This is a genomic window from Leifsonia sp. NPDC058248 (assembly GCF_042881905.1).
Classification (GTDB): Bacteria; Actinomycetota; Actinomycetes; order Actinomycetales; family Microbacteriaceae; genus Leifsonia.
This window is the reverse complement of the sequence record NZ_JBHVXB010000012.1, coordinates 79859-96836: the sequence shown is the minus strand read 5'-3', so window position 1 is coordinate 96836 and position 16978 is coordinate 79859. Positions and strand designations below refer to the sequence as shown.

At 69.7% G+C, this 16978-nt stretch carries 19 protein-coding genes; 3 read left to right on the top strand and 16 right to left on the bottom strand.

All coding sequences use genetic code 11. The features are described from left to right. Positions 1-16: 16 nt before the first annotated feature. Complete coding sequence (locus ACFVV5_RS17620; protein WP_387246682.1) at positions 17-850, bottom strand: hypothetical protein; 834 nt, start codon at positions 848-850, stop codon at positions 17-19. A gap of 279 nt (positions 851-1129) precedes the next feature. Here ACFVV5_RS17620 and ACFVV5_RS17615 point away from each other — a divergent pair, with 279 nt between their 5' ends. Further along, positions 1130-1417, top strand: coding sequence for a hypothetical protein (locus ACFVV5_RS17615; protein WP_387246680.1), 288 nt, complete (start codon positions 1130-1132; stop codon positions 1415-1417). 34 nt (positions 1418-1451) lie between these two features. Here the strand turns inward: ACFVV5_RS17615 and ACFVV5_RS17610 are convergent, their stop codons facing one another. Together ACFVV5_RS17610 and ACFVV5_RS17605 are read right to left on the bottom strand one after the other, a co-directional pair. Then, on the bottom strand, positions 1452-2300 hold the full coding sequence (locus tag ACFVV5_RS17610) for an MIP/aquaporin family protein (RefSeq protein WP_387246678.1): 849 nt from the start codon (positions 2298-2300) through the stop codon (positions 1452-1454). A gap of 65 nt (positions 2301-2365) precedes the next feature. After that, positions 2366-2962: a TetR/AcrR family transcriptional regulator gene (locus ACFVV5_RS17605; protein ID WP_387246676.1), complete on the bottom strand. Its 597-nt coding sequence runs from the start codon at positions 2960-2962 to the stop codon at positions 2366-2368. Positions 2963-3042: 80 nt separating this feature from the next. Here ACFVV5_RS17605 and ACFVV5_RS17600 point away from each other — a divergent pair, with 80 nt between their 5' ends. After that, on the top strand, positions 3043-3354 hold the full coding sequence (locus tag ACFVV5_RS17600; protein WP_387246674.1) for a hypothetical protein: 312 nt from the start codon (positions 3043-3045) through the stop codon (positions 3352-3354). Positions 3355-3376: 22 nt separating this feature from the next. Here the strand turns inward: ACFVV5_RS17600 and ACFVV5_RS17595 are convergent, their stop codons facing one another. Together ACFVV5_RS17595 and ACFVV5_RS17590 are read right to left on the bottom strand one after the other, a co-directional pair. Then, positions 3377-3922 carry an RDD family protein gene (locus ACFVV5_RS17595; RefSeq protein ID WP_387246672.1) on the bottom strand — a complete coding sequence of 182 codons (546 nt, stop codon included), beginning with the start codon at positions 3920-3922 and terminating at the stop codon, positions 3377-3379. Beyond that, on the bottom strand, positions 3912-4709 hold the full coding sequence (locus ACFVV5_RS17590; RefSeq protein ID WP_387246671.1) for a TIGR02569 family protein: 798 nt from the start codon (positions 4707-4709) through the stop codon (positions 3912-3914). The genes ACFVV5_RS17595 and ACFVV5_RS17590 overlap by 11 nt, the downstream gene beginning before the upstream one ends. 116 nt (positions 4710-4825) lie before the next feature. On the opposite strand from ACFVV5_RS17590, the gene ACFVV5_RS17585 reads away from it, so the two are divergent. Continuing rightward, positions 4826-6445, top strand: coding sequence for a stealth family protein (locus ACFVV5_RS17585; RefSeq protein ID WP_387246669.1), 1620 nt, complete (start codon positions 4826-4828; stop codon positions 6443-6445). A 3-nt stretch (positions 6446-6448) separates the two neighbouring features. Here ACFVV5_RS17585 and ACFVV5_RS17580 read toward each other — a convergent pair whose 3' ends face one another. The 11 genes from ACFVV5_RS17580 to ACFVV5_RS17530 form a co-directional block, all read right to left on the bottom strand. After that, entirely contained in the window at positions 6449-7417 is a 969-nt protein-coding gene (locus ACFVV5_RS17580; RefSeq protein WP_387246667.1) for a phosphodiesterase, read from the bottom strand. Between the two features lie 72 nt (positions 7418-7489). Further along, the gene (locus tag ACFVV5_RS17575; protein ID WP_387246665.1) at positions 7490-8038 is read right to left on the bottom strand and encodes a cysteine hydrolase family protein; all 549 of its coding nucleotides are present in this window, start codon (positions 8036-8038) and stop codon (positions 7490-7492) included. A 43-nt stretch (positions 8039-8081) separates the two neighbouring features. Beyond that, positions 8082-8324 (bottom strand): hypothetical protein, encoded by a 243-nt coding sequence (locus tag ACFVV5_RS17570; RefSeq protein ID WP_387246663.1) that lies wholly within the window; start codon positions 8322-8324, stop codon positions 8082-8084. A 120-nt stretch (positions 8325-8444) separates the two neighbouring features. Then, positions 8445-9974: an L-arabinose isomerase gene (gene araA, locus ACFVV5_RS17565; RefSeq protein WP_387246661.1), complete on the bottom strand. Its 1530-nt coding sequence runs from the start codon at positions 9972-9974 to the stop codon at positions 8445-8447. Next, positions 9974-10669, bottom strand: coding sequence for an L-ribulose-5-phosphate 4-epimerase (locus ACFVV5_RS17560; protein ID WP_387246659.1), 696 nt, complete (start codon positions 10667-10669; stop codon positions 9974-9976). The genes araA and ACFVV5_RS17560 overlap by 1 nt, the downstream gene beginning before the upstream one ends. Continuing rightward, on the bottom strand, positions 10666-12321 hold the full coding sequence (locus ACFVV5_RS17555) for a xylulokinase (RefSeq protein ID WP_387246657.1): 1656 nt from the start codon (positions 12319-12321) through the stop codon (positions 10666-10668). The genes ACFVV5_RS17560 and ACFVV5_RS17555 overlap by 4 nt, the downstream gene beginning before the upstream one ends. Before the next feature lie 73 nt (positions 12322-12394). Beyond that, entirely contained in the window at positions 12395-13414 is a 1020-nt protein-coding gene (locus ACFVV5_RS17550) for a LacI family DNA-binding transcriptional regulator (RefSeq protein ID WP_387246655.1), read from the bottom strand. 139 nt (positions 13415-13553) lie between these two features. Next, the gene (gene dhaK / locus ACFVV5_RS17545) at positions 13554-14549 is read right to left on the bottom strand and encodes a dihydroxyacetone kinase subunit DhaK (protein ID WP_387246653.1); all 996 of its coding nucleotides are present in this window, start codon (positions 14547-14549) and stop codon (positions 13554-13556) included. A gap of 26 nt (positions 14550-14575) precedes the next feature. Beyond that, positions 14576-15226 carry a dihydroxyacetone kinase subunit DhaL gene (gene dhaL / locus ACFVV5_RS17540; protein ID WP_387246651.1) on the bottom strand — a complete coding sequence of 217 codons (651 nt, stop codon included), beginning with the start codon at positions 15224-15226 and terminating at the stop codon, positions 14576-14578. A 51-nt stretch (positions 15227-15277) separates the two neighbouring features. Next, positions 15278-16054, bottom strand: a complete 777-nt coding sequence (locus ACFVV5_RS17535; protein WP_387246649.1) for an HAD-IA family hydrolase — start codon at positions 16052-16054, stop codon at positions 15278-15280. A 2-nt stretch (positions 16055-16056) separates the two neighbouring features. After that, positions 16057-16917 (bottom strand): class II fructose-bisphosphate aldolase, encoded by an 861-nt coding sequence (locus tag ACFVV5_RS17530; RefSeq protein WP_387246647.1) that lies wholly within the window; start codon positions 16915-16917, stop codon positions 16057-16059. Between the last annotated feature and the right edge of the window lie 61 nt (positions 16918-16978).

The window sequence follows — 16978 nt, the reverse complement described above, 5'->3', positions numbered from 1 at the left end:
CTCTTCTCCGTTCCGGCTAGCGCCCGAGCCCGACGCGGTCGACCCGGCGGTGGTACCGCATCCCGGCCATGCCGCCCAGGATCGCCCCGACGAGGCTCACGATCGCGACGGCGATCGCCGTGATCACGCCGGTGATCGTCACTGTGCCCTCGTTCAGCGGGATGCGCGGGAAGCTGTTGAGGTTGCCGAGGATGTCGTACTGGGTGCCGACGATCGCTGCGATGATCGCGACGACGATGGCGATGACGACCGCCCACAGCCACACGGCGAGTCCCTGCTTGGCTCCGTTGAAGCGCGCCATGCGGCCGGCGACGTATCCACCGGCGAAGTACGACACGAACAGCACGACGACGAGCGCGATCGCGCCGATCAGCCCGACCGTGCCGGCGTTGCTGTTGGCCTGGTCGGCGGCTTTCTGCGGCGTTCCGTTCGCGCCGAGGCCCACTGCAGCTCCGGCTGCGGCGACGAGGGCTGTGAGCAGCACGGCGGTGCCGGTCGCGGCGAGCCAGCCGAAGAAGGCCGAGCCGAACTTCATGCCGCCGAACTCGCGCTCTTCGCGCTCCACCACATCGTGGCGCAGGGTGTGCTCGCGGTCGACGGGGACGGCGGCGGCGGTGGCTTCGCGGTCGTAGACGGCATCGCCCGGGTGGCGTTCCGTCGCGGCCTGGTCGACGACGACGGTGTCAGCGGCGGCGGGCTCGGTGGCCACGGTCCTGGTGGCAGCCGGGTCGGCGGCCACGGCTTCGGCGCCGGCCGGGTCGACGGTGCGCCGCTCGACGGGCGCAGGCTCGACGATGGGCTCGGCAGCGGGGTGGGTCGTCGCTCGGTCGGGCGTCACGGGGTCGCTCATGATGGTGTCCTCTCCTCTGTCGCATCTCGGTGTGCCGGCGTTCGACCGGCGCAATGCTCCAGCGTTGGCAGAATGTACGCGCCGATGCCGCGCACGGGTAGCCCGTTGACCCCGCGTCCGAATGCGAGGAGACTGTCCGCCGCTCGCCCGCGTCCCGGATGCTCGTCCGATTACCCCCGATCCCGCACGAAATCAATGGCCCCGCGCACCACTTGCTAGTTTCCTGAACTAGTTGTTCCATGGATGCCGCCACCAACTGCATCCCGAACGAAGGCCGCCATGAGTCACGCCGACACCCAGCCGCAAGAGCCGATCGAGTACCCCACCGACGAATACTCGTACGGTGGCCACACCGTGCGCCTGATCCCGGTGCCCGCCGAGGTCGGCGTGTGGCGCGTCGAGAACGATGACGTCTATTTCGGCCTGGTCAAGACGGCCGAGCCGGTGCGGGACGAGCCCGGAGTGCATTTCGCCAGCCATTTCGCCGGTGAGGAGGACATCCCGCCGACGACCGTGGATCGCGACTGGACCAAGGCGGTGCAGTTCCTCATCGACGCCAAGGACTGACGCCGAGGCTACTGGCGCCGATCGACCGGGACCCTCACGGCTGCTTCGGTTCCGACACGTGCGTCTGGAGCGCGCCCTGCGCCGCTCCCGAGCCGGACGCCCCGCCTCCGCGGCCTCGCAGCAGGAAGGCGGCGCCGACGGCGACCACCGCTCCAGCGATCGGTCCCAGCACATAGACCCAGTACGCCGTGAAGTCGCCGGCGAGCAGATCCGGGCCGAAGGTGCGCGCGGGATTCATCGACGCGCCCGAGATCGGGCTCGCCCAGAGCCCCGCGAGAATGATGTAGGCGCCCACCCCGAACGCGCCGATGATCCCGAGGTTCTGGGCTCCGGATGCCGTCCCGAGGATCACGCTCACCAGTCCGAACGTGAGGGTGAGCTCCATGACGAACGCGATGCCGTCCGCGTAGCCCTTCGCCGGGTAGTTCGACCCGAACGACGACGACACCGGGAGCACTGCCGTGAGGAACCACGCGGCGAGGGTCGCACCGAGGAGTTGCACGAGGATGTAGCCGGGCACGCGGCCCCAGGGGAAGTCGCCGCGCAGCGCGAAGGCGATGCTGACCGCGGGGTTCAGGTGGGCGCCGGAGACCTTGCCCATGAAGAGGATGATCGCGAACACCATCAGACCGGGCGCCACCACGGCGTCCGTCCGGGTGATCGTGTCGGCGAACGCCTGGCCCATCATGCCGCCGCCCGCGGCGACGAGCACGAGGAAGAACGTTCCCAGCAGCTCCGACAGCAGTCGGCGCCACTCCTGGGATGAGTCGTGGAAGTCCTGGATCGCCCGGTCCGCGCTGACGGGCAGGTGCATTATCCGGCCGTGGACGAGGTCGGACAGCACGGTGCTCGCCGGCTTGTCGAGCTCCTGGTCATCGGTCATGCGGCCAAGATAGTCGCCCGAGCGCTCTGTGCGATCACCCGGAAGGGGTGATGTCCGCCCGGCGATCAGGCCGGCTCCGCCTCCGCTTTCTCGGCGGCGAGCATCGCCTGTGCGTTGCCGACGACCTGTGCGCGGTAGCGGCGCCGGATCTCCTCGGGGGAGGCGTCGCCGAAGACCATGCTCACGACCTGGGGTGCCGCGACGAACCAGTACGACATCGAGATGATGCTGAAGAACATCGCCGCGGCGTCGGCGTCGTCGCCCAGCGCTTCCCGGACCACCCGGACGCGCTCCTGGAAGTAGGCGGCGCGCTTCTCGAAGCCGGGCACCTCGAGCGGGTCGTAGTGCATCCCCTCCTGCTCGAAGAGCCGTACGATCTCGGGGTTGTCGTTGAGGAAGTCGAAGAGCTGCCCCGCATACTCCGGGATGCCGGCCGAGCGGACCACCACGTGCTGGGCGAGTTCGCCGAGCTTCTCCTCCAGGAGGGCGGCGAAGAGGTCGTCCTTCTTGCCGAAGTACGTGTAAATCGAGGCCTTGTTCACGCCGGCGCGATCGGCGATCTTGTCGATGCGGGCGCCGCCGATCCCATTCCGGGCGAACTCGACAGCGCTCGCCTCGAGGAGCAGGCGCGAACTCTCCGCCCGGTCGTATCGCTTCGCCATTTCGCCTCCGTGGTCTTCCTTCTGCGATCCTACGGTGTTACGATCAAAATAAACATTTATTTATATTGAGAGGAATCCTGATGAACCCGACCACCATCCCCACTGTTTCGCGCAGTGAGACCACCGTGCTCCACCTGACCCCCGCCCAGATCTCGACCGAGACGGCCGAGCCCTCCACCGGGCGCCGCGTCGCCGTTCTCGAAGCCGGCGGTCTCGGTCGTCCGCTCATCGTGCCGTTCGGCGACGAGACCGCCGATCGCATCGTGGTCGGCTACGAGGTCGACGGCAGCTCGTTCGAGCGGTCCTGGAACCTCACGCGCAGCACCGCCACGACGAGCTACTACGGCCTCGCCGGCGACAGCTCGTCGGCGGGCTACGTCTCCGCCGCGTAAGACGACAACCGGCCGGACACCGTCAGCGATCGTCCCTGAGCACGCGAGTCCGTGCCAGGCGGTCGTACGGTGTCCGGCCGTCCCCGCCGAACAGCGAGACGACGTAAACGATCGGCAGAGCGTACGCGGCCGCCGTCAGCACCCAGACGCCGCCCGTCGGCGGAGCATCCGGATCGCTCGCAACCAGGGCGTAAACCGCCGCGTGGCCGAGCGTCCAGGGAATCGCGACCTTCACCACGTTGCGGAGCAGCGTGCGCCCGAAGGGCACGGGCGAACCCGTGCTCGCATCGACGACGCGCAGTCGACGCACGCGCTTGCCGAGCGTCGACTCCCGGCTGCTCGCCTCCAGCAGGGCCAGGCCCACCGTCACCGGCAGCACCAGGACGATCGTCGCCACGACGTTCAGGGCCGGGATGCTCAGACCATCCGTGACCCCCGCCAGGAACAGGGGGATGCCGATCGCCGCAGTGATGGCGACCCAGACCAGGATGCACGCCCAGTCGACGACGCAGGCGAGCAGCCTGGCGCCGGGAAGTCTGCGGGAGCGGATGCGCGGCTCAGCGGTCATTGCTGTTCAGTTCGAGAACGCGATCGACGGCGGTGTCGTAGACGCCGTATTCGTCGGCGGGACGGCCGTTGAACCAGTCGGTGACGATCCGGAACAGCAGGGCGCGAACGAGCTGCTGCGGGAAGTCCCGGTCGGTGCTGATCGTCTCGAGCAGAGTGAGGGGTGCCCCCTCGAAGCAGACCGCGTCGACGGCGACGACGGCGATCGAATAGCCGACGGGTCGCCAGTAGACGGTGAGATCGATGACGGCGGGCGACAGGCCCGCTGCGAACAGGACATTGCCGGCGAGGTCCGCGTGGACGATGCCGGGGAGGTCGGCGACCTCGCGCCGAGCGTCGACCAGCTCGGCGACGCGGGGCGCGGCCTCCGGACCGGAGCCTTCGCCCTCGCCCCAGGCGTAACGATCGGCTCGCGCCCACGCGTTGTCCCGCCGGTCGAGGAAGTCCGGACGCCCGACCCCCGCGAACAGTGCCGCGAACTCCCGTGCGACCTCGGCGATCTCCAGCCATCGCCCGGGCCGGTGGTCCCCCTCCAGTCGCGGGAAGGCGGTCCAGCCGTCGACGATCAACTGCTGCGATCGGCTCCGGAGCGGAAGGCTGAGCCGGATCCCGTTCGCCGTGCCGCGCCCACGTGCCACCTCGTCGAGCCAGGCCAGCTCCTCGGGGAGGACGTCGAGGGGCTTGAGAATGATGTCCCCGGATCTCCATGTGGCTCCGCGCCCGCCGGGCAATCGCTCCGGGGCGCCCTCGGCGCCGAACGTCTCGAGGATGTCGACAACCGGATGCACGTGACGATGATAGGAGATCGTCACCGCCGGAAGGCGGACATCCCACTGTCATATCTCTGCCGTATTCTTCAAAGGACGGCTGCGGGCACCCGACCTGCGCCGGACGATCGGAGAACATGACCGCTGGTAGCGCCGCAACCCACAACGTCTCGCTCGAGCCCGCCACCGAACCCGACGGCGAGTTCGGCCCGTCGACCGGCGAGGGCACCGTATCGAGATCGTGGCCGAACACGCACAAGCGGCCCGACGTGGTGGTTCGCAAAGGCGTCGCGCGCCTGGTCAACACGACTCTGACGCCTCACCAGGCCCTCGTCGAAGACCTGCTGTTCGTCGGCGACGTGCTGACCGACGCCAAGATCGACTTCCTGCTGGTGCGCGGCAACGACGAGCGCCCGGTGATCGCGCTCGACCAGTCCTTGAAGAGCCGGATGACGGATGCCCTCGCGAGCGCCTGCGCAGACGAACCGCTCTACTCGAAGACCATCGACAGCAAGGCGCGGCCGGTGCTCGTGAACCGCGGGGAGCTGTCGCCCAAGCGCAAAGCCCGCATCCTCCGGCTCTACCGCCCGCGCATCGAGCCGGTCGGCGGTCTCAGCTACGGCGCCTCCACCGGCATCGAGCTGCAGTTCTGGCGGTTCGACGACGACGTCATCGACTGCCCGGTCGAGAACTCGCTGACCCGCCGCCTGCTGCCGCGCTCCGAAGCGGTGCGCACGACGGTCGAGCTCTTCGGGCGCACCTGGAACACGCTGCAGGGGATGTTCGACCCGCATGCCTCCGACGTGCGGTTCGACATCGACCTCGTCTTCTCGTGGGTCGACGGCACCGACATCGAGTTCCAGCGGGCGAGGGCGAAGCGGATGAAGAGCTACGTGGTGGGGGAGGGCGACGACTCCGAGGCCCGCTACCGCCAGATCGACGAGCTGAAGTACGCGCTGCGCTCGGTCTACCTGTTCGCACCGTGGATCCGACAGATCTTCATCGTGACCGACTCGCCCCGTCCGGCGTGGCTCGACGAGCATCCGTCGGTCCGCCTGGTGCGCAGCGAGGAGTTCTTCAGCGACCCGGAGGCGCTGCCGACGCACAACTCGCACGCGATCGAGAGCCGCCTGCACCACATCGAAGGGCTCAGCGAGCACTTCCTGTACTCGAACGACGACATGTTCTTCGGCCGGCCCGTCCAGCCGAGCATGTTCTTCTCCTCCGGCGGCGTGACGAAGTTCATCGAGGCGCAGACCCGTATCGGGCTGGGCGAGAACGATCCGGCGCGAAGCGGGTTCGAGAACTCGGCCCGCGTCAACCGCCGCCTGCTCTGGGAGCGGTTCGGCCGCGTGATCACCCGGCATCTCGAACACACCGCCGCTCCGCTGCGCAAGAGCGTGCTGTTCGAGCTGGAGCGGGAGTTCGCCGACGATTTCGCCCGAACGCAGCTCAGCACGTTCCGGGCGAGCACCGACATCTCGGTGACGAACTCGCTCTACCACTACTACTCGCTCATGACCGGTCGCGCGGTGCAGCAGGACGCGGCGGTGGTGCGCTACATCGACACGACGGCGCGCGCCGGGCTGGCGCGGCTCCCCGGGATGCTCAAGGAGCGGCAGTACGACCTGTTCTGCCTCAACGACGGCAGCTTCCCGGAGGTCTCGGCGGAGGAGCGCGCGATGCTCGTCACCGACTTCCTCGATCGGTACTACCCGATCCGGGCGCCGTGGGAAGTCCCGGCCGACCGGGACTGAGCCCTACGAGCGCGCTGCGGCGAGCGCAGAGGTGTCGCTCGGCGCGAGTGCGACCTCGCGCGGCGGAGCGATGGGCAGCGCCGGCGGGATCACCATCCCGGACTGGCGCAGGCGCGCGGCCGACTCGTCGGGTGTGACATAGCTGACGGTCGGGTACTCTCCGACCGGCACGACGGAGTGGAGCACGGTCGACCCGTAGACGTGCACGAGGTTGAACGCCTGCGCGCCGTCGCGGCCGCGGGTGCCGCCGACGGGGACGTTGAGATCCTGGGTGTAGCAGGTGGCCGACGCGACCGAGACCGGGATGCCCGCGAAGGTCGCGTTCGTCGAGTAGTGCAGATGTCCGGCGATGATGCTCCGCACATCCGAGCCCTCGAGCACCTCGCTCAGCGACCACTGGTCGCGCAGCTCGACGGAGACGGCCAGATCGAGCACGCTCGGCACCGGCGGGTGATGCATGGCCAGGATCGTCCCGTGCGGCGTAGGAGTGGAGAGCTCCTCGGCGAGCCAGTCGAGCTGTTCGCCGGTCACCTCGCCGTAGTGTGCGCCCGGGACCGTCGAGTCGAGGGTGATGACGCGCAGACCGCCGATGTCGTGCACCTGGTCGATGGCCGCCATCGACGGTGCCAGATCGAGCAGCTCGGAGCGGAAGGCGGCGCGGTTGTCGTGGTTGCCCATCACCCAGATCACGCGGGCGCCCATCCGTGCCGCGGCGGGCTCGACGATGCTGCGCAATTTGGCGTAGGCGGCCGGGTCGCCCTTGTCGGCGAGGTCGCCGGTGAAGACGATCGCCTCGGGCCGCGCGCCTCCCGCTTCGATCTCGTCGAACACCCGCCGGAGGTGGGAGTCCGCGTCGACGCTGTCGTAGAGCAGGCCGTCACCGGTGATCAGGTGCGTGTCGCTCAGGTGGAGGAGGAAATGGCTGGGCCGGGGGTACTCGGCGATTCGCGTGGCCTGCGCCTGCGTGCTCATGCAGCACATCCCATCAGGTGAATCTGAACAGCAAGTGGACAAACGCCCGCGAGTTGCTAACCGCCGGGTCCGTCAGTGCGTCTGCGCGAGCCGGGCGGCGGGTACGACCGTGGCGTAGCTGTCGGAGAGCGCGGCCATGAACGCGGCGTGCACGGCGCCGCCCGGGATGCTCGTGCCGCCGAACTCGAGGTCGGGCGCGGCACAGGCGTCGTGCACGACGGTGACGTCGAAGCCGAGGTCGGAGGCGGCGCGCACGGTGGCGTCGACGCACATGCTCGACATCATCCCGAGCACCACGACCTCGTCGGCGCCGAGGTCGCGCAGCGTCGATTCGAGGTGCGTGCCGAGGAACGAGTTGGGGTGCGCCTTCTGGAGCACGATCTCGCCGGCGGCGGGCGCGACGAGCTCGTGGATCTCGTCGCCATGCGAGCCGCGGCGCATGAACGTGGCCTCAGGATCGGCCGACACGTGCTGGATGTGCACGACAGGCTCCCCGGCGGCGCGGAAGGCCCCGAGCACCTCGGCGGCGTTCGCGGCGGCCGCTTCCGGCTCGACCAGCGGGAACGCCCCGCCGGGAAAGTAGTCGTTCTGGATGTCGACGATCACGAGTGCGCGGGTCATGAGCATCAAGTCTGCCACGCCCGATCGCCCGGACGGGGTGCGCTCAGGCGAGGTCGTCGGTCGTGAGGGGGATGGTCCCGATGTACGGGTACGACGGCAGCGGCGAGCCGTCGGTCTCGTCGTCGAGCTCGTAGACGTCGTAGGCGAGAGCCCCGCCGAACGTCGTCGCGACGTGGATGCGGCCGGGCGGGCATCCGCCGATCAGAGGGACGACCACGACGCTGTCGAGCGTCGTCCCGTCCTCGTACAGGAGGGCCGCTTCGATGGTTCGCTGTGAGGCGTCCATGCGCGGAGCATACGCCCGCGCCGCCTGCTCAGCGCGCACCCGCTCGGCGTGCCGCTCCGCAGGGTGGTGGCCCAGCCGCCGATGCCGATGACGCGTCGGCGGCCGGGCTGTCGGGGGAGCCTAGATGCCGCGGGCGAGGCGGTAGTAGGCCGCGTTCCAGCGCAGCTCGTTGGCGAAGGCGCGCAGCTCGGTGCCCTCGTCGATCACGACCAGCTCCGTGGAGGCCATGCGCGCGTAGTCCTCGAACGCCTCCAGACCGACGGCCGTCGACATCACCGTGTGGTGGGCCGCCCCGGCCTCGAGCCAGGCGGTCGCCGAGGTGCGGAAATCGGGTTCCGGCTTCCACACCGCGCGGCCGACCGGAAGCTTCGGCAGCGGGGCGGACGGCTCGACGACCTCGACCACGTTCGCGACCAGACGGAAACGGTCGCGCATGTCCGAGAGCGCCACCACGATGCCCGGTCCGGCGTCGGCCGTGAAGACGAGGCGCACGGGGTCGTCCTTGCCCCCGATGCCGAGCGGATGCACCTCGAGCGTCGGGCGCCGCGAGGTGAGCGTCGGGCTGACCTCCAGCATGTGGGCGCCGAGGATGCGCTCGTCGCCCGGCGTGAGGTCGTAGGTGTAGTCCTCCATGAGGGACGCGCCGCCGGGTCGACCGGCGCCCATCACGTTCGCCGCTCGCACCAGGATCGCGGTCTTCCAGTCACCCTCGGCGCCGAAGCCGTACCCGTCGGCCATGAGGCGCTGCACCGCGAGGCCCGGAAGCTGCTTCAGGTCGCCGAGGTCTTCGAAGCTGGTGGTGAAGGCGCCGAAGTCGCCGGCCTCGAGGAACGACCGCAGCCCGAGCTCGATCGCGGCCCCGTCGCGCAGCGACGCGTGGCGCTCGCCGCCCTTCCGGAGCTCGGGCACGACGTCGTACAGCTCCTCGTACTCGGCCACGAGCTCGTCGATCTCGGATGCGGTGGCCGCTGCGACCGCATCCGCCAGCTCGTTGACGCTCCACGTGTTGACCTGCACGCCGAACCTCAGCTCGGCCTCGGTCTTGTCTCCCTCGGTGACCGCGACGAAACGCATGTTGTCGCCGAACCGCGCGAGCTTGAGGGAACGGGTGGCCGCCCAGCCGGCCGCTGCGCGCATCCAGGTGCCGATGCGGGAGGTGACGGCGGGGTCGGAGACATGGCCGACGACGGTGGTGCGGGCGACGCCCAGGCGCGTCTGGATGTAGCCGAACTCGCGGTCGCCGTGCGCGGCCTGGTTGAGGTTCATGAAGTCGAAGTCGATCTCGGCCCAGGGCAGTTCGACGTTCGCCTGGGTGTGGAAGTGCAGGAGCGGCTTCTGCAGGGCGTCGAGGCCGGAGATCCACATCTTGGCCGGGCTGAACGTGTGCATCCAGGCGATGAGCCCGATCACGGCGTCGTCGGCGTTCGCCTCCAGCGCGATGCGGCGGATGGCGTCGCTGTCGGTCAGGACCGGCTTCCACACCACACGCACGGGCACGTCGGAGGAGGCGGCGAGCCGGTCGGCGATCGCGCGGGACTGCTCGGCGACCTGCGCGAGCGTCTCCGGACCGTAGAGGTGCTGGCTGCCGGTCAGGAACCAGACCTCGTAGTGGTCGAGGGTGGTGGCCAGGTGGGGGTTCGTACCGGGCATCAGCTGAGTGCTCCTTCGGGATTCTGTCCGTAGACGTTCTGGTAGCGGTTGTACAGGGCGTCGATCGCCTCGGCCGGGATGGGCACGAGGGGTCCGCCTTGGCGTGCGATGTGCACTGTGCGGGCCACGTCCTCGGTCATCACGGCGGCTTTGACCGCGTCGCGGGCGTCACGCCCGATCGTGAAGACGCCGTGGTTCTGCATGAGCACGGCACGCGACCGATGCCCGGCGAGCGTCGCGACGATGCCGCGGCCGATCGAGTCGTCGCCGATGATCGCGAACGGGCCGACCGGGATGTCGCCGCCGAACTCGTCGGCCATCGCCGTGATGACGCACGGGATGGGCTCGGCGCGCGCCGCCCAGGCGGTGGCGTAGGTCGAGTGGGTGTGGACGACGCCGCCGACCTCGGGCATGGTGCGGTACACGTAGGCGTGAGCGGCGGTGTCGCTCGACGGCGACCGTTCGCTGCCCGCCGAGCCGGGGACGACCGCCCCGTCGAGCGTGCAGAGGATCATGTTCTCGGGCGAGAGGTCGTCGTAGTCGACGCCGCTCGGCTTGATGACGAACAGGTCGGTGCCGGGGACACGGCCGGAGATGTTCCCGCCGGTCCAGACGACCAGGCCGTTGCGGGTCAGCTCGGTGTGCAGGTCGGCGACCTGTTCGCGGACGGCGCGCACCGCGGGGGTGTCGGTCACGACGTGGCTCCTTCCAGAGGGGTTGCTTCGACGGCGGCTCGCTCGACGGCCAGGCCGGTGCGATACCGCTCCAGGTAGGCGGCGAATCCCGTGACGTCGTCGGGGTGCGGGTCGGTCGTCTCGAAGGCGAACCCGCCGAAGACGCGCGTGCGCAGATAGTCGTCGAGGGTGGTTCCGGATGCGGCGTCCGCGGTTCCGGATGCGGCGTCCGCGGTGTAGGCGGCCAGCACGGCGATGCCCCAGGCGCCGCCCTCCGACGCGGTCTGCGCGACCGAGACCGGAGCGTCGAGCGCCCCGGCCAGGAACCGCTGCGCCACCCCGGCGGTGCGGAACATGCCGCCGTGGGCGAACATCCGGTCGAGCTGTACGCCCTCGCCCGCGAGGACGCGCATGCCGAGGGCGAGAGTGCCGAACACTCCGTAGAGCTGGGCGCGCACGAAATTACCGAGCGTGAACCGGCTGTCGGGGGTGCGGACGACGAGCGGTCTGCCCTCGGTGAGACCTGTGATCGGCTCGCCGGCCAGGTAGTTGTACGCGAGCAGGCCACCGGCGTCGCTGTCGCCGCCCAGGGCTTCGCGGAAGAGGGTCTCGTAGACGGCGTCGGTCTCGAGGCCGACGCCGGCCGCGGCGCTGAAACGGCTGAAGAGCCCCGCCCAGGCGGCGAGCTCGCTCGCTCCGTTGTTGCAGTGGACCATCGCCACGAGGTCGCCGGCCGGTGTCGTGACGAGGTCGAGCTCGTGGTGCAGCCGCGCGAGCGGGCGTTCGAGCACCACCATGGCGAAGATGCTGGTTCCGGCGCTGACGTTGCCGGTGCGCGGAGCGACGGAGTCGGTCGCGACCATGCCCGTGCCGGCGTCGCCCTCGGGCGGGCAGAACACGACGCCCGGCCGCAGCGTTCCCGACGGGTCGAGGAGTGCGGCTCCCTCGGGCGTCAGGGTTCCCGCCGGCTGCCCGGCGACGAGCACCTCGGGCAGGATCCGGCCGAGCGTGAGCCCCGGAGCCCGTTCTGCCGCGAGACGGTCGTAGCGCGCGACGAGCTCGGCGTCGTAGTCCTTCGTCGCCGTGTCGATCGGGAAGATTCCGGAGGCGTCGCCCACCCCGACGACGGTTCGATCCGTGAGCCGCCAGTGCACATACCCGGCGAGCGTGGTGAGGAAGTGAAGCCGAGGGACGTGCGGCTCGTCATCGATGACCGCCTGGTGGAGGTGCGCGATCGACCAGCGCAGGGGGATGTTGACGCCGAAGAGCTCCGTGAGCTCCGCAGCGGCGGGTCCGGTCGTGGTGTTGCGCCAGGTGCGGAAGGGTACGAGCAATGCATCCGCTGTGTCGAACGCCAGGTAGCCGTGCATCATGGCCGAGACGCCGATCGCGCCGTAGGTCGCCGGCCGCACGCCGAAGCGGCGCTCCACGTCGGCAGCCAGGTCGGCGTACGCCGCCTGAAGGCCGGACCAGACCGCGTCGAGCGAGTACGTCCACACCCGGTCGACGAACTCGTTCTCCCACTCGTGGGCGCCGACGGCGAGCACGACCGAGGGGTCGTCGAGATCGATCAGGCACGCCTTGATCCGTGTCGACCCCAGCTCCAGCCCCAGGGAGGTGCGTCCTCCGAGGATGGCGTCGCGCTGCCGCGCGGCAGCCTCATCTGTCGGCATGATCTCTTCCTTCACCGTATTGTGACCGGTCACATTTTGCTCGATCCAGTATCGCCTTCACGACCACGCGCTGTCAATCGGGGGCGGGCCCGGTCGATTCCCGCACGACGAGCACCGGGGAGACAGCCGGCTCGCCGGACGCCTGCTCGCCGTCGATCGCAGCCAGCAGCCGGGCGACGCACCGGCGGCCCAGCTCGCCGAAGTCCTGCCGCACGGTCGTCAGCGGGGGAGCGAAGTACGCCGCCTCCGGAATGTCGTCGAAGCCCACGACGCTCACCTCGCCCGGCACCAGCCGTCCCGCCTCCCGCAGCGCGTGCAGCACCCCGAGCGCCATCTGATCGTTCGAGGAGAACACCGCGGTGATGCGCGGATCGGCGAGCATCCCGACCCCCGCCTCGTACCCGGACGCGCTGGTCCAGTCGCCCGGCTGCGACACGATGCCGGTGACGCCGGCCTCTTCGACCTCCGCGAGGAATCCACGCTGCCGCGCGCTCGCCTCCGCCCAGTCGGGCGGGCCCGCGATGTGCCCGATGGTGGTGTGGCCGAGCTCGATCAGATGTCGGGTCGCGAGCCGGGCGCCGGCGACCTGGTCGACGAAGACGCCGTCGCCGCCGGGCTCCTGAGCGCCGTGCAGGGTGACCGACGGCACCCCGATCGACACCGAGCGCATCGCATCCAGCACCGGCTCCTGCGGCGCCACCACGACGATGCCCTCCACCGCCTGCGCGGCGAGGTGGTCGAGGGCCGCCCCGATCTCGTCGGGGGTCACGGCCGCGAGGTGCGCGATCGTCACGAAGTAACCCGCCTCGCGAGCGGCCTTCTCGACCGCGTCGATGCTGCTGGCCGGACCGAACAGCGACGAGGCCGACGACGCCAGGATGCCGATGGTGTTCGAGCGACTCGTCGAGAGCATCCGGGCGGCCCGGTTGGGCCGGAACTCCAGCTCCTCCATGGCCGCCAGCACGCGCAGGCGGGTGCTCTCCCGGATGCTCGGATGATGGTTCATCACGCGCGAGACCGTCTGGCGCGAGACGCCCGCCAGGGCGGCGACCTCGCGCACGCCGGGTGCGCGGACGGGAGAGTTGGAGTCCACGGGATCAGCGTAGGGCCTCGCCGGGCGGCGTCCTCGCGACCGCCTCGGTGTGCTCGCACGGGCCTCGCGCACGACAAAGGGTCCCGATCTACCGCGCCGCGACAGTTGAGACGGCGTGTCGGGACCCTTCATCCGGCGCTCAGAAGATGTGCAGACCGATCTCCGCGGGCGCCCTCAGCAGCCGCTCGATCTCATCGTCCAGCCGCACCAGGGTGATCGAGGCGCCGGCCATGTCGAGCGAGGTGCAGTACTCGCCCACGTAGCTTCGCCCCACCGTGATGCCGCGGGCGGCCAGCTGCTCGTGCGCGTGGCCGTAGGCGATGTAGAGCTCGCTGATCGGGGTGCCGCCGAGGCCGTTGACCATCAGCGCGACGCGGTCGCCGCTCACATACGGCAGATCGGCGATCACCGGTTCGAGCAGCTCGTCGACGAGGGCGTCGGACGGCTTGATCGTGTCGCGGCGGCGCCCCGGCTCGCCGTGGATCCCGACGCCGATCTCGATCTCGTCGTCGCCGAGCTCGAACAGCGGGGAGCCCTTGGCCGGCGGGGTGCAGGCCGTGAGGGCGAGGCCCATCGTGCGGGTGACGGAGTTGACCTTCTCGCCGATCCTGACGACCTCGTCGAGGTCGGCGCCCTCCTCCGAGGCGGCGCCGACGGCCTTCATCACGAAGAAGTTGCCCGCGACGCCACGGCGACCGACGGTGTAGGTCGAGTCCTGCACCGAGACGTCGTCGTCGATGAACAGGGTCCTCACCGTCACGCCGTCGGCGAGGCTCATCTCGGCCGCCATGTCGAACGCCATCTTGTCTCCGGTGTAGTTGTTCACCAGGAGCAGCACGCCTTTCGGGGTGGCCAGCAGTTTCGTGGTCTCGTAGACGTAGTCCATCGGGGGCGCCGCGAACACGTCACCGGGGCACGCTCCGTCGAGCATCCCCTTGCCCACGGTGAGCACGTGCGCGGGTTCGTGGCCGGACCCCGAGCCCTGGATGATCGAGACCTTGTCGTCGCGCGGAGCATCCGACCGCATGATCAGGTTGTAGTCGGGCACGTAGCGCAGCGTGTCGGGATTGGCGAGCGCGATGCCCTTCAGCATGTCGGGGACGTACTTCAGCGGGTCGTTGACGAACTTCTTCATGGTGTTCTCTCCACATCGAGGGGTTGCTAGGACTGGATGGGGCGGCTCGGCCAGGCCGGCGCGAGCCGTTCGAGGATGACCGCGATCGCGACAGCGCCGGGGTCGGGGGAGCCGATGCTGCGTTCGCCGGTGTAGGAGGCACGACCGCGCCTGGCCTGCAGTTCGGTGGTCGCGTCGGCCGCGGTTCGGGCGGCGGATGCTGCTGCCGTCACGATCTCGTCGGACGTGTCGCCCGCGGCGATCCGGGCCTCGATGGTGTCCGTCATCGGGGCGAGCGCGTCGAGGAGCGTCTTGTCGCCGAGCTCGGCGCTGCCGCGCGCTTTGATGCCGTCCATCGCCGCGCGCAGCATCACCACGACGTCGTCGCCGGTCAGCTCGTCCCGGCCCTTGGCGACCGTTGCGGCGCGCAGGAAGGCGGTCCCCCAGATCGGCCCGGAGGTGCCGCCGATGCGGCTGGTGATGGCCATCGCGATCTTCTGCAGGAACGTGCCGATGTCGGAGCGGTCGTAGCCGTCCCAGTCCGCGATCACGATCTCGAAGCCGCGGGCGAGCGAGAATCCGAAGTCTCCGTCTCCGACGACCGAGTCGAGGTCGCCGAAGTACTTCTCGTTGTCCACCGCCGTCTGCGCGATCGTGCGGACCACGAACTCGGTGTCGCTGAAGCTCTGCGTCGTCATCGATGCTCCTGGGGTTGTGGGGTTGTGGGGTGGTGGCTGGTGGGCGGGGTTTCACGGCCTCGGCGCGGTGAGCGCGGCAGCGAGGTCGGTCAGCGCGACGAGCGGCCCCGGATGCACGCCGACGGGTGTGGCGAGCGCGACGGCCGGCTCGCCCGGGTCGCCCAGGGAGCTGACGACGAGGGACGCTCCGGTGAAGTCCTCCTCGGCGGTGTACGCGCTCACCGTCACGACCGTCCGGAGACCGGCGTCGACGGCCGCGCGCACCCCGTTGCCGCTGTCTTCGATCACGAGGCCGTCGTCGGGGCCGATGCCGAGCTCGCGGAGGGCCAGGAGGTAGATGTCGGGAGCGGGCTTCTTGTGCGGTACGACGTCGCCGGCGAACACGGCGAAGCGCGCTGCGAGCTCGGGTCCGGCGGCGTGCTCGAGCACGGCACGGACCGACGGCTCTGCAGACGTCGAGGCGACCGCCAGCCCCCACCCCCCGGCGGCCGCCTCCGTCACGATCCGGCGAATCCCCGGCCGAGGAGGAAGCGCGCCGGACTGGACGAGAGCTGTGTAGATGGCTGTCTTGCGCCGGTGCCAGTCGGCGAGCATCGCCCGCTGCCCCTCCTCGTCGGAGGGGAGGCCGTTGGCTGCCACGAAGTCGGGGGTCAGGAGGCTCGCCATGCGCTCCTTGCCGCCGCCGATCAGCACCTTCTCCCGGTAGTCGTCGTCGCTCCAGCGCACCGGTAGGCCGACTTCCTCGAAGGTCTGGTTGAACGCCGGCAGGTGACCGTAGCGCTCGGTGTCGGCGAGGACACCGTCGCAGTCGAAGATGAGGGTCGGCACGTTCACCACGCCTTCCCGGCGCTGCCGAAGGTGGCGGCCAGCCCGGTGGTGAGGTCGACGATGTGGGTGCGGACGTCACGGAAGAGCGAGGGCGGATCCCACTTGTCGGCCGCCTCGGCCTGTTTCAGGAACGCCAGGCTCGACTTCATGAACTCGATCTTGAGAGCGGTCGAGATGTTGACCTTGGCGCAACCGCGGGAGATGAGGTCGGTGAACTGCTCGGGCGTCATCCCGCTGCCGCCGTGCAGGGCGATCGGGACACCGGTGGCCTCGACGATGTCGGTCACCCGCTGGAAGTCGAGTTCGGGCGTCTTCGAGTAGACACCGTGCGCGTTGCCGATCGACGGGGCGAACACGTCGACCCCTGTCGCCCGGATGAAGCCGATGGCGGTCTCGAGGCTGTGGCGCGCGGGCTCGGTGTCGGAGCCGATCCCGTCTTCCACGCCTTTGATGGCCTCGATCTCTCCTTCGACGTGCGCCCCGTAGCGGCGGGCCTCCGCCACGACCTCCACGGTCTGCCGCTGGTTCTCCTCGACGGTCAGCGTCGAGGCGTCGAACAGCACGGAGTTCCAGCCGCGTTCCAGGCATTCCGTGATCACGGCTCGCTCGGGGCAGTGGTCCAGGTGGAGCGTCACGGGCACCTCGATGCGTGCGGTCATCGCCGTCCACATCGCGAACAGCACGTCCGACCCGATCGATTTGACCGTCTTGACCGAGGTCTGCACGATCACGGGCGTCTTGGCCTCGACGGCTCCCGCCAGCACCGCCTCCAGCGTCAGATCGTTGACGATGTTGATGGCGGGGACTCCGTACCGCGCCTCGAACGCGCGGTCCACGATCTCTTTGAGCGACACGACGGGCATGGCGACCTCCTCGATCCGTCCCCAGCGTAGGCAGGCCGACGCGCCGCGCGACTCGGGAGCT